Annotated in this window: 12 protein-coding genes; 1 reads left to right on the top strand and 11 read right to left on the bottom strand. The window is 71.6% G+C overall.

From position 1 onward, the window contains the following. Positions 1 to 27: 27 nt before the first annotated feature. The gene (locus tag ACWC1K_RS02705; RefSeq protein WP_450828251.1) at positions 28 to 423 is read right to left on the bottom strand and encodes a DUF2267 domain-containing protein; all 396 of its coding nucleotides are present in this window, start codon (positions 421 to 423) and stop codon (positions 28 to 30) included. A 102-nt stretch (positions 424 to 525) separates the two neighbouring features. Further along, a complete protein-coding gene (locus ACWC1K_RS02700; RefSeq protein WP_450828249.1) occupies positions 526 to 957 on the bottom strand; it encodes an Hsp20/alpha crystallin family protein in 432 nt (143 codons plus the stop codon). Between the two features lie 128 nt (positions 958 to 1085). Here ACWC1K_RS02700 and ACWC1K_RS02695 point away from each other — a divergent pair, with 128 nt between their 5' ends. Continuing rightward, a complete protein-coding gene (locus ACWC1K_RS02695; protein ID WP_450828247.1) occupies positions 1086 to 1739 on the top strand; it encodes a type III effector protein in 654 nt (217 codons plus the stop codon). A 51-nt stretch (positions 1740 to 1790) separates the two neighbouring features. On the opposite strand, the gene ACWC1K_RS02690 is transcribed toward ACWC1K_RS02695, so the two are convergent. From ACWC1K_RS02690 to ACWC1K_RS02650, 9 genes are all read right to left on the bottom strand, one after another. Beyond that, positions 1791 to 2408: a hypothetical protein gene (locus ACWC1K_RS02690; RefSeq protein ID WP_450828245.1), complete on the bottom strand. Its 618-nt coding sequence runs from the start codon at positions 2406 to 2408 to the stop codon at positions 1791 to 1793. A 38-nt stretch (positions 2409 to 2446) separates the two neighbouring features. Continuing rightward, complete coding sequence (locus ACWC1K_RS02685; RefSeq protein WP_450828243.1) at positions 2447 to 3022, bottom strand: restriction endonuclease; 576 nt, start codon at positions 3020 to 3022, stop codon at positions 2447 to 2449. A 58-nt stretch (positions 3023 to 3080) separates the two neighbouring features. Continuing rightward, entirely contained in the window at positions 3081 to 3893 is an 813-nt protein-coding gene (locus ACWC1K_RS02680) for a hypothetical protein (RefSeq protein ID WP_450828241.1), read from the bottom strand. A gap of 109 nt (positions 3894 to 4002) precedes the next feature. Continuing rightward, positions 4003 to 5373: a pentapeptide repeat-containing protein gene (locus ACWC1K_RS02675; RefSeq protein ID WP_450828239.1), complete on the bottom strand. Its 1371-nt coding sequence runs from the start codon at positions 5371 to 5373 to the stop codon at positions 4003 to 4005. A gap of 128 nt (positions 5374 to 5501) precedes the next feature. Next, positions 5502 to 7058, bottom strand: a complete 1557-nt coding sequence (locus ACWC1K_RS02670) for a carboxylesterase/lipase family protein (RefSeq protein WP_450828237.1) — start codon at positions 7056 to 7058, stop codon at positions 5502 to 5504. Between the two features lie 30 nt (positions 7059 to 7088). Then, positions 7089 to 7727, bottom strand: a complete 639-nt coding sequence (locus ACWC1K_RS02665) for a GOLPH3/VPS74 family protein (protein WP_450828235.1) — start codon at positions 7725 to 7727, stop codon at positions 7089 to 7091. A gap of 114 nt (positions 7728 to 7841) precedes the next feature. Continuing rightward, positions 7842 to 8501 (bottom strand): response regulator, encoded by a 660-nt coding sequence (locus tag ACWC1K_RS02660; protein WP_450828233.1) that lies wholly within the window; start codon positions 8499 to 8501, stop codon positions 7842 to 7844. Continuing rightward, on the bottom strand, positions 8498 to 9664 hold the full coding sequence (locus ACWC1K_RS02655) for a sensor histidine kinase (protein WP_450828232.1): 1167 nt from the start codon (positions 9662 to 9664) through the stop codon (positions 8498 to 8500). The genes ACWC1K_RS02660 and ACWC1K_RS02655 overlap by 4 nt, the downstream gene beginning before the upstream one ends. A 71-nt stretch (positions 9665 to 9735) precedes the next feature. After that, the gene (locus ACWC1K_RS02650) at positions 9736 to 11088 is read right to left on the bottom strand and encodes an RICIN domain-containing protein (RefSeq protein WP_450828698.1); all 1353 of its coding nucleotides are present in this window, start codon (positions 11086 to 11088) and stop codon (positions 9736 to 9738) included. Positions 11089 to 11262 lie beyond the last annotated feature (174 nt).

Genomic DNA, 11262 nt, shown 5'->3' with positions numbered 1-11262 from the left:
GGTGCGCGGTCACCGGTGGGTGGGTGGTCAGGTGGGCTGAAAGCGGCCGAAGAGCACGTCGTAACCCGCGGGGAGTTGCAGCAGGATCTCTTCGAGGAGATCGTCGCCGGCGGCGTCGGCGGCCGTGGACAGGACGGCGCTGACGTCCCAGGCGGCGGTCTGTTCGGTCGCCCCTTCGATCCAGGCCGCCGTCGCGCGCACGAACCTCTCCGGGGACAGCGGTTCGGCGCTCTGCAGCGGGTTGAGCAGGATCAGGGCGAAGTCCTCCGGCAGACGCGCTGCCAGCCGGGCGCGTACCTCGCCGACCAGGTGTGCGCCCAGCAGGGCGAGCACCACGCGGGCCGCACGGTCGGCTTCCTCCACGGTGGCGTACTCGCCGCGTTCCTTCACATGGTTGAGGAACGCCTCGCGTCGCACAGTCACGTCGGCCGCCACCCTTCCTCGGTCCACGGGCGACGGAGGACAGGCCCCGGGGGGAGATCAGGTACCTGTCCTCCGCCGCTGTTCGGTCTGCGGCTGTCCGGCTCAGCCGGAGATCTCCTTGCGGTCGGACCCGACACCGATGCTGATCTTGCGGGGCTTGGCGCGCTCGGCGATCGGGATGCGCAGAGTGAGCACGCCTGCCTCGTAGTCGGCCCGGATGTGCTCGGTGTCCAGCGTGTCGGCCAGCACGAGCTGGCGCGAGAAGACGCCGAGAGGCCGTTCGGACAGCTCCATCTGCACGTCGTCGGCCTTCGCCACGGGCCGGCGCTCGGCCTTGACGGTCAGCATGTTCCGTTCGACGTCGATGTCGATCGCGTCCGCGGTGACGCCGGGGATGTCGAAGGCCACCACGTACTCGTCACCCTCGCGGTAGGCGTCCATCGGCATCGGGGACGGCCGGGACCACGTGCCCGGGCCCATCAGCTGCTGCGCCAGCCGGTCCAGCTCACGGAAGGGGTCAGTGCGCATCAACATCGGAAAACACCTCCAGGAAGGTTCGGGCAGTTGCTGCCAATGCGCCTCACGGAAAACGTTGTACCATGTCATCCAATGGATGACAAGCGAGGTGTCGTCCAAAGGACGACTTACCTGAGGAGGTGCTCATGACCCCGGCTGACCAGCCGAAATCGTCCGGCATCGGCGCACCAGGGCCGACGTCGTTCCTTGCCGCCGCGGCAGCTCTGCACGCCATAGACGACGCCCTGCAGGCCGCTCGGCACGAGGACCGCGACACCGCCGACGCCCAGGAGGTCGCCCCGGAGAAGGCCCTGGCCTCCCTGCTGCTGCTGCGGCAGGTACGCGAGCAGCTCGCCGAATGGGAAACCGGCCTGATCGAGACCGCCCGGCAGGCGGGTGCCAGCTGGGCCGACCTTGCCCACCCCCTCGGCGTCTCCAGCCGCCAGGCCGCCGAACGCCGCTATCTGCGCGGCCGGCCGGGCCCGGCAGGTACCACCGGCGAGCAACGCGTCCAGGCCACCCGCGAGCGCCGCGCCGCCGAACGCACCACGGCGGCCTGGGCCCGCCGCAACGCAGCCGATCTGCGCCGCATCGCCGGCCAGATCAGCGCCCTCACCGACCTGCCCACCGCGGCCCGCGACCCGCTGAGCCAGCTGCACGCGGCCCTCGCCCACGACGACCCCGCCGTCCTCGTCCACCCCCTCAGCGCCACCCGCCCCCACCTCACCCCCGGCCACCCCGAACTCGCCGCCCAGCTCGATGCCCTGACGAACTCCGCGACGAACCCGGCGGCCTCCTAGCTCGGAACCGCGGCCTTCACGCACCTCGTCGGCGTCCGGTTCGCCGCGCCCTCAGACGCGGGCGAAGACGTTGACCACCACTCCGATGCAGAGAATGACGAGGACGGTCCAGAAGGTGTAGACGATGGCGGGATACCGGATGTAGAGAGGTATCCGGATGGTCGGGTAACGCTTGCGCAGTTCACGGGGGGTCGGCGTACCCCCGAACTGCTGCTGAAGAGCCGCCTTACGCCACACCTTGTCGAGTTCGGCCTCACGCCACTGGCGGGGATTGAGCATGACGGCGGCGCGGTCGTCGCCCACGACGAGCACCGCGCCGGCGATGCCGCTGGAGTTGACATACGTACGGGCCACGAAGCCGGGCCCTTCGATGACGGTCAGCCGGCGTGCCCAGTTGCGTACCAGCACGACGCCGTCCACGAGTGCCACATACGTGTTCACGGTGTGCAGGACCGCATAGGCCACGTACCACAGGAAGGGGAGCGCGACGAGGGCGAGGGCCGCGGGTACCGCCATCGGCCCGAGCCCCTCACTGGTGCCGCGCCCGCCCGCGAGCAGACGCGTCATGCTGATGGCCGGCACGATGACCGCCGGGACGATGGCCAGTGCCACGCGCCCGAACCGGCTCTTGTCCGGGGATACGAACAGCTCTGTACGGCGGTCACCCACAACTGCGCTCCTTCAGTGGCTCCCGATGTCTTGCCCTGTCAGTCGTGGGCGCTCTTGCGGTTGGTGCCCGGCCTGCCGGTCTCCGGTACCAGCAGCGCACTCAACGTGGTGCCCTGCATCCAGGACTCGAGCCCGTCGACGTCGATCAGCGTCAAGCGACGGCGAGCGGCGGTCCTGTATTCGCCCTTGGAGAGCGGTCCCAGGACGACAAGGATCGTCACCTCGGCGCCATGCACTGCGCGAGCGGTCTCGTCGAACCTTCGGAGGCAGTGGGCGTCCACGGGACTGTCCCCGCACTCTCGTCGCCAACTCAAGGCAGCCTTCTGCCCGTCCGGCAGACAGCAGGTCAGTCGGCCGCCCAGGTGGTCGCCCCTGACCCGCTGCACCTCGGTGCAGTCGTCACGGCGGCACAGAGCGGCGATGTATTCCTCGAACTCGGGGGGACTCATCGCGAACACCGGCTCCGGGAGCCGCTCGTACCGCTCGAACCGCTTGATCTGCGCCTGCAGACGAGCCGTCAGGTGAGGGTCCTCATCGCTTTCATCGGAAGCGAGGTAGCGGAACACGGCCACGATCAAGCCACCGCCCAACGCCAGCACCACCAGCGTTTCCATGCGCGATGTTCCCCCTCGTCGGCAGCCGGAGCAGGATCTTCAAGCGGTCTCCTGGGTGCTATGCGGAGAGAGGGAAGTCCTTGCGCTTGATCTTGGCGCGGCGACCGTCCGGGTGGTGGAAGACGATGCCCTCGGCCAGGGCGCCGGGGACGAAGCGGCTCTCCAGTTCGGCGAGGAAGTCACGGAGACCGAGGTAGTCGCGCGGCACACCCTGGTAGACCGGCACCTCCAGGTTGAACGGCACGCACCGGTGGTCGTCCAGCCGCAGGGGGTTGCCCTGGATGCGGGGGCCGAGCGCTTCGCAGGAGTGCTCGCCGTCCGGCCAGGCCGTGACGTCGGTGTTGCGGGCGGCGGCGAGGATCCACTTGTCCTCGGCGGCATCCTCGACGGTGTCGACGTACCAGCCGTCCTTGATCCCCTGCTGCTTCTGCAGCTTGCTCGGGTTGCGCCGCTTCTCCACCCGTACCAGCCGGCCCGCCCGGACGGTGAGGCGGACGTTGGTCCCGTCCAGCTTCTCCGTCGGAGTCCCCTCGCCGTCGAACACCCAAGCACACTCCGCGCGCGGCCGGTTGACGACCCGGAAGTCGCCGTCTCGCTCGAACAGCGTGGGGATCTTCTCCATGACCTGCATGCCCTTTCTGACGTGGCCGATCAGTTCCTCGTGGGTGAGGGCACCGGCCGCCAGGCCGCCGGCCAGTGCGCGGACCAGGTCCGCGACCGAGACCTCGGCCTCGACGGCAACCCTCTTCAGCGCCTTCTTCTCCTCGGGCGAGATCCAGGCGACCAGCCGGGACCAGCCTTCGGGCGGCGTCCATCGCGCAAGCCGCTCCGGATTCTTCCGCGGTCGACCGCGTCCTGTGCGCTCCTCCATGCGCTGGACCCTAGGTCCGCATTTAATGGTGTGTCAATTGGCATAACAGAAAATGGCAGACCGGAACTTCGGGGTCCGGCCGATGCGCCTGCGCTGCGGCGGACGGACGCTAGTTCCTGCTCAGCGTCCGGGTCACCCCCGCCACCACCGCGGTCGTCAGGATCCAGCCGATCGCGATCAGCGCGTACGCCAGACCCTGCACACCGCCCTGCGCCCAGTGCCAGTGGTCGCGTTGGCCGAGGCCGCCGATGGGCACCAGCAGGTCGAGGGTGTAGGCGACCGGGTTGAAGGGTGTGTCCTCGCCCTTCGTGTTCGCCACGGGGTCGTGCGCCGCGAACACGAGCGAGCCGATCAGTGTGAGCAGCGCCAGCCAGATCCCGGCGATCCACGGTCGGTAGCCGTATCCGACCGTGGAGTCGAGGAGCCAGCCCCACGCTCGGCCCGCCGGGCCCAGCGTCGCCCGGCGGCTCCGTTCCCGCACGAGCAGCACCCGTCGTGCCTCGTCCTCGTGCCCGCATCTGCGGTAGTGCGAGGCGAGTTGCTCGTACGGCTGCGGGACGTAGACGGGCTGGTGGCGCAGCCACGCCAGCCGGTTCTCGACGTCCTCGCGCCGGGTGGGCGCCGTATCGCCGAGCCAGCCGTAGGTGAGGCCGTCCAGGCCCAGGGTCTTCGGCCACGTCGAGGGGTCGTCCTGGATGCGGTCCGCGTGCGCGTTGCGCAGGTTCACGCCTCCCGCCGGCCGGCAACTGAAGCGCAGGTCGAGTGCGCCTGCCTGCATCCCCACGCACATCAACGACGTTCCGGAGCCGAGCAGTTCGGCATCGTCGAAGGTCAGCAGGTCCTCTATCCGTACGCTGCGCAGCCGCACCCTGCCGTCGGTCGTGAAACCCCGTGACAGGCGTACGGTCGACGCCTTGAGCATGTCCCCTTGGAAGGCGTACGCGTCCGGCGCGCCCACCGTGATCCGCGCCCCGCGCATCCACAGCCCGCCCGGCAACTCGGCCCCGGGAAAGCTGACTTCGCCTTCGGCGACGAACCCGTCCTCGCAGAACACGCCGCCCCGCATCACCAGACCCCCGGCATCCACCGCCATTCGGCCAGGCGCGATCAGATGCGCCCCGTCGAGGCGCAGCGCCCCCGCGATGTCCGCGTGCACGAGTTCGAGAGCGTGCTGCCCGTCCCCGCCGATGACCGAGCGGCGCAGGTCGAGCCGCCCGCCGAACCGTGCCGTCGGCGCCCGGAAGCCGGGCAGCGTGCAGTCGACGACGCCCACTCCGAGCGTCGTCGCCCCCTCCAGACTGACGGCCTCGTCGAACCGGCACCCCTCGAACCGCAGGGACCGCCTGATCTCCGCCCCGTCCAGCAGCAACGCCCCGGTGATGTGGGCACCGCGCAGGAGGTACGGCCGGCCTCCCGCGGCCTCGTCGAGGATCTCCCGTCTGACCTCTTCCGCGTCGACCGGTCGGCTTGCGGTGTTCATGAGCCGCAGCATTCCACACTTCCCCACGGCCACAGGCAGCGCCGAGATCAGGAATGGCAGCACGTGTACGGCCCGGGGCCGCGCGCGATGCTGGATCCGGGCGGGTCGCGCGGCCGTCGGCTGCGTGGTCAGCCGAGGGTGTTCCAGAACGTGCAGTGGTGGCGGGTCTGCGTCGTGCGGGTGGGAACGATGTGGTCCGGGGCCAGGGACAGCACCGTCCGCCGCGGCCAGCGGGGCGACGACGGGCCGTTGGGGTCGGCGGTGCCGGCGAAGCGGGTCCAGTAGTCGATCATGGTGTCGGCCAGCCGGTGCTGTGCCGCGGTCAGTTCGCGGGAGCGGCCGCCGAGGTCGAACAGGTAGGGAAGTTCGCTCGCGTGCGGTGCGCCGAGCGGGAAGGGCGGCGTGCCGGGGGTGAGCGGTGGGGCGTGCTCGTCGGCGAACTCGTAGCGCCAGACGGGCGCTTGGGCGGAGAGCAGGCCGTCGGTGCGCGCCGTCGGGCAGGCGAAGTCGGCGTCGCCGATGACCGCGCCGAACACCGGGCCCCCGTCGGTGCGGTGCACCGGGTACTCGCGGACGATCGCCTTCGCCTGCCCCGGGGCGGGGAAGAAGGTGGCCGCGATGTCGGGCCAGGTGCCGGGGGTGACGGGGTTGCCGGCCTGGACGATGCCGGCGGCCCAGCCGTTGCCCTCGTCGTGGTTGTTGCCGATGAGGACGGGGACGTGGTGGAAGCGGCCGGCGGCGATCGCTTCCGCGGGGTCGTCGGGCAGCAACGGGGTTGCGTTGGCGGGCTGTTGATCGGTGCCCTGGGCCGCGAGGAGACGGGACACGTCCACGCGCCGCAGGCAGGCCGGCACGTCGCGGGCGGAGCCGCAGCCGACTGTGGACGCGAGGTCCGCGCCCGTGGCGCGCGCCGTGGACAGCGGCACGGAGGACGGCGCGAACGGCCGGTCGGGGCGGCCGGTGCACGGGCCGCTCTCGATGACCGCCCGGTCGAAGAGCCTCGCGGCGGCGGGTGAGGCGAGCTGGGCACAGACGCTGTAGCCGCCCGCCGACTCGCCGGCCAGCGTCACGTTGTGCGCGTCGCCGCCGAAGGCGCCGATCTCCGTGCGCACCCAGCGGAGCGCCGCCTGCTGGTCGGCCAGGCCGAAGGTGCCGGAGCCGGGCAGCCCACGGTGCGCGAGGAAACCCAGGGCCCCGAGGCGGTAGTTGACGGTGACGACCACGACGTCGCCGCGGGTGGCCATGCGGTGGGCGTCGTACGAGCTGCCCGCTCCGGTGGTGAAGCCGCCGCCGTGCAGCCATACGATCACCGGCCTGGGGTGCGCCGGTGCCGCACCGTCGGGTGTCGTGACGTTCAGGTGGAGGCAGTCCTCGTCGGTGCTGCCGCCGGGCACCTCGCCGGCGGTCTGCGGGCAGGCGCTCGCGGGCCGGGTCGCGTCCCTTACCCCGCTCCAGGGGGCCGCACGGTGGGGCGACGCCCAGCGCAGCCTGCCGACCGGAGGTGCCGCGTAGGGGATGCCCTGGAAGGTGCGGTATCCGTCGTGCGCGACGCCCCGCACCGGGCCGTCGTGGGTGCGTACCGTCGTCGCGGTTGCGGGCTGGGTCGGTGGCGCCGCGGACCCGGCCGTCGCCAGTACGGCGGCCAGGGCGCAGCCCAGGGTGGTCAGGACGCGGTGCGTGCTCATGGTCTCCCCGTTCGTCTCTTCTTCGCCGGGTCAGCTGCCGCCCATGCCGCCCTGTGCGGCGATCATGGTCATCGGCAGGGCTCGTACGGCTTTCTCCAGGCCGGGCGCGAGGGCGGCGAGCGACCTCGTGCAGGCGTCGATACGAGCCTGGAAGGCCCGCTGGTCCTGCCGTGACACGATCGAGCGGAGGCCGCCCGCCGCGGCCAGCGCCAGCAGCGCGGCGTCGGTGGCGGGGAGCTCCCGCACGGGGCCGTTCCCCTGCAGCGCCGCGGACACGCGGGCGCGGAGTACGGCGGGTACGGCAGGGTCCGTCACGGTCGACCGCCGGGTGCCGAAGCGGGTACGGGGCGCCTTCACGGTGAGGAGGCCCGCCGCGGCGAGCCGGTCCTCCACCTCCGTCAGGGTCCGCCTGCGGTGGCGGCGCACGAGGTGCTTCCAGCCGTGCCGGGCGGCGGCGTCCCGCAGAACGCCGTCCAGGACGGGGTCGCCGGTCGGTTCCGTGCCGGACACGGTGACCGTGCCGCCGTCCTCGCGCAGCCGGCCGCGCAGCGCGAGGTCGATCAGAGCGGCGGCCCGGACCAGCAGCTCCGTACGAGAGCGGTCGTACGGGCCGTCGGCCCTGTCGTCGTGGGCGAGCAGATACATGAGGCAGGCCAGGTCGTCGTTCACCCTTCGACGCTATGGCCCGGCGCCCCGGACACGGATCGGCCACGGGAACGGACCGGCACTGGGAACACAGGAGGACAGCCTCCCGGTCTCCTCCTTGAGGAGGAGACCGGGCTGTCAGGGGCGGCGCGGCTCCACGAGGCCGTGGTCGTAGGCGGCGACGACGGCCTGGACGCGGTCGCGCAGTCCCAGCTTGCGCAGCACCGCGGTGACATGGTTCTTGACGGTCGCCTCCGACAGATGCAGCCGCTCGGCGATCTCCGCATTCGACAGCGCCTGCCCGATCAGGGTGAGGACCTCCCGCTCGCGGCCGGAGAGGCCTTGCAGGGAGGGCGGCGGTGTCGCGTCGGGCACGGTACGCAGGAACCGGTCCAGGACGCGGCCCAGCACAGTGGGCGCGAGCAGCGCGTCACCGCGCGCGGTGAGGCGGATCGCGTCGACCAGTTCGGCCGGGCGGATGTCCTTGAGCAGGAAGCCGCTCGCCCCGGCCCGCAGCGCGGCGACCACGTGCGCGTCCACGTCCCAGGTGGTCAGCACAAGCACCCGGGCCCGACAGCCGCACTCCGCGATCTGCCGGGTCGCCTCGATGCCGTCCAGGACGGGCATGCGCACGTCCATCAGCACCACGTCGGGCACCAGTTCCCGCGTCAGCCGCACCGCCTGTCGGCCGTCGGACGCCTCACCGACCACCTCCAAGTCGTCCCGAGCGTCGATGATCATGCGGAACCCGGTACGGACCAGGGCCTGGTCGTCGGCCACCACCACCCGCAGCGTCATGACGCACCCTCCACCGGCAGCCGCGCCGCCACCTCGAACCCGCCTCCGGCCAGCGGACCGGCGCGCAGACTGCCGCCCACGAGCCGTACCCGCTCCTTCATCCCCACCAGACCGCGTCCCGCCCCATGCGAACGGCCTTGTGCAGTACGGCCGTTGTCGACCACGGTGACCTCCAGACCCTCCCCTTCGACCATTACGCGCACGCTGACCTTGTCGGCGCCGGCCGCGTGGCGCAGCGTGTTGGTCAGGGCCTCCTGGACGATCCGGTACGCGGCCAGGTCCACCGCGGGCGGCAGCCCGTCCGTGGCGCCCTCCCGGTGCACGTGCACGGTCATCCCGGTCGCGCGCACGGTGGCGGCCAGCTCGTCCAGGCGCGCGAGCGAGGGCCCCGGCTCCCGCGGCTCCCGGTTCTCGCCCTGCGCCTCCTCGGGCCCGAATGCCCTTAGCAGCAGGCGTAGTTCACCCAGCGCCGAACGGGCGCCCGTCTCGATGGCCCGCAACGCCTCACGAGCCTGTTCGGGGCGCTGGGTGAACACATCATCGGCGGCGCCCGCCTGAACCACCATCACCGACAGGGTGTGCGCCACGACGTCGTGCACCTCGCGCGCGATCCGCGCCCGCTCCTCCACCACGGCCCGACGCATCTCCGCCCGCGCTCGTGACTGCTGCGCCCTGCGCCACTGTCCCGCGGTCCATGCCAGGACCACCGCCAGCAGATAGACCGCCACCCCCGCGGGGCCGCCGGCCGGGAACGCCAGCGGCGCCGGCAGGCACATCGCCGCGAGCGCCCGCACCGACACGCTCCGCGGACTGGTGGCCGACAGCACGCACAGCGTGACCTGCGCCGCCAGCAGTGCCCCCGTCAAGGACACCGCGGGCAGCAGCGCCCACACCGCGAGCCCCGTCGCCGCGTTCGCAGCCAGTACGGCGACCGGGGCGCGGGCCTGCCACCTCAGGGCGCAGACCTGCACAAGGACCAGAGCGAGGCCCACGACCGGCCGCCAGCCGCGATCCGCGCCCGCGACGAGCACCGAGGTGCCGAGAACACCGAGCACCAGACCGCCGGACCCCCACCACAGGGCCCGGTCCACCCGGGCTGACAGCCCGCCTTCTGCTTCCCGGGCGAACGCGTCGTCCGGCGGCTGTCCACTGCTGGGGTCCACGCCCCGACCTTATCCAGCTGCGAGTCCCTGACGGTCGCCCTGCCGCCGCGAGGGTGTCGCGGTGCTGGTGATCACTGCCCCGGCGCGAGGATGTAGGTGTTGAGGCTGCCCACCGTGGTGAGCGGGCTCGGGGAACCGAGGTCGTAGCGGTCCACGGCAAGGTAGTTGGGCTTCTTGCGGGCGGCGGGTGTGCAGAAGTTCTGCGCGCGGTTGAGGAGTTTGCCGTTGTCGGTCTGCGCGGTGGAGCCCATGGTGTAGTCGCGGAAGTGGTTCATCACGAACAGCGGGTGGAAGGCGGGCGAGTCCGTGGTGAGGGGGCGGGTGTCCCAGCGGCTGTAGCAGGACCAGTCCGAGGTGCCGATGCCGCCGCCCATGGACCAGTAGTTCTCCACGGTCCACTCGCGCTGGTACATCACTCCGAAGGTGTCGCGGGTGCTCCAGCCGCTTGCGGTGTCGCTCGCCCGGGTCCGGTCGCTGAAGATCAGCAGCTGCTTGCCCCGGGCGGCGAGGTCGGCCATGGTCGGCCAGCCCTTGGTGGCCACGCCCTCCTGGTCGGGCCGGTACAGCACGTCGGAGAGGCCGCTGACGGAGGCGAGGGAGGACTTGAGCACGTCGGAGGAGGCGTAGTCCTCCAGGAAGACGGTGGCGAACTGGCCGGGGTGGGCCTTGAGGAAGTCGACGATGCGCTGCAGGTCGGTGGCGAGCGGGACGGGGCTGCTGACGCCGTCGCAGCTGTTGTGGCAGAGGACGGCCTGCCCGCCCGCGGTGTAGTCGTCGAGCATGAAGCCGCGTACCCCGTCGGCCAGTTGCCTGCTGATGCCGTAGTTCTGGTTGGGGAACCAGCTGACCGGCCACGTGGCGAAGTTGCCGTCGACGCCGTTGGCGAAGGCGTTGTGCGCGGTCAGGAAGGTGACCTGGTCCAGGGTGCGGGTGTCGGCGGAGGGCATCGCCGAGGTCGCATAGCCGACCGGGGTGAGGTACCAGCGGGCGAGGTCGCCGGCCGAGCCGAGTTGCACGGCTGCGGCGTCGGAGGCGGAGCCGGTGAGGTACTGCGAGGTGCCGGGGGCGGTGATGGCGTACGTGCTGTCGGCGCCGGAGGTGATCGTCCAGGTCGTGCCGTCCGCCCCGCAGGCGGCGGTGACCGCGGAGGTTCCGCTGCGGCCGAGGCAGGTGCCGGACTCGTCGGCGTTCTGCAGCTGGTAGCCGCCGCCGACCGCGACCGGGGTCCACTGCTGGTGGTCCTCGTTGCCCTTGGGATGGTGCGCGGCGACGGTTCCGCCGGCGTCGGCGGCGTTGCGGCCGGTGGTGTAGTTCTGCAGGTAGACCGAGGAGGCGGGGACCGCCGCCGAGGCCGTTCCGGGCAGCAGGGCGGGCGTGGACAGGGCGAGGGCGGCGGAACAGCACAGGACGCGCAGGGGGCGCAGGCGCACGGGGGGTTCCCTTCACTCCGGCACGGGCGTGCCGATGATGACCGAGACATGACATATCTGGTGACACGTGCGTTACGCCAGATGCTGCGGGCGAATTGCTGTCGTCAGGCGGGCTTTTGACGACCTGTCACCCAGCTGGCCGCCCGGCATGTTTTACAGTGACTCTCA

This window comes from Streptomyces sp. NPDC001492 (assembly GCF_053597275.1).
This window is presented reverse-complemented; position numbering and strand designations above follow the sequence as displayed.

Bases quoted from the DNA above. Each gene is read 5' to 3' on its own strand.
- ACWC1K_RS02700 (WP_450828249.1), bottom strand. From the start codon at position 957: ATGTTGATGCGCACTGACCCCTTCCGTGAGCTGGACCGGCTGGCGCAG.
- ACWC1K_RS02695 (WP_450828247.1), top strand. From the start codon at position 1,086: ATGACCCCGGCTGACCAGCCGAAATCGTCCGGCATCGGCGCACCAGGG.
- ACWC1K_RS02680 (WP_450828241.1), bottom strand. From the start codon at position 3,893: ATGGAGGAGCGCACAGGACGCGGTCGACCGCGGAAGAATCCGGAGCGG.
- ACWC1K_RS02670 (WP_450828237.1), bottom strand. From the start codon at position 7,058: ATGAGCACGCACCGCGTCCTGACCACCCTGGGCTGCGCCCTGGCCGCC.
- ACWC1K_RS02675 (WP_450828239.1), bottom strand. From the start codon at position 5,373: ATGAACACCGCAAGCCGACCGGTCGACGCGGAAGAGGTCAGACGGGAG.
- ACWC1K_RS02660 (WP_450828233.1), bottom strand. From the start codon at position 8,501: ATGACGCTGCGGGTGGTGGTGGCCGACGACCAGGCCCTGGTCCGTACC.
- ACWC1K_RS02685 (WP_450828243.1), bottom strand. From the start codon at position 3,022: ATGGAAACGCTGGTGGTGCTGGCGTTGGGCGGTGGCTTGATCGTGGCC.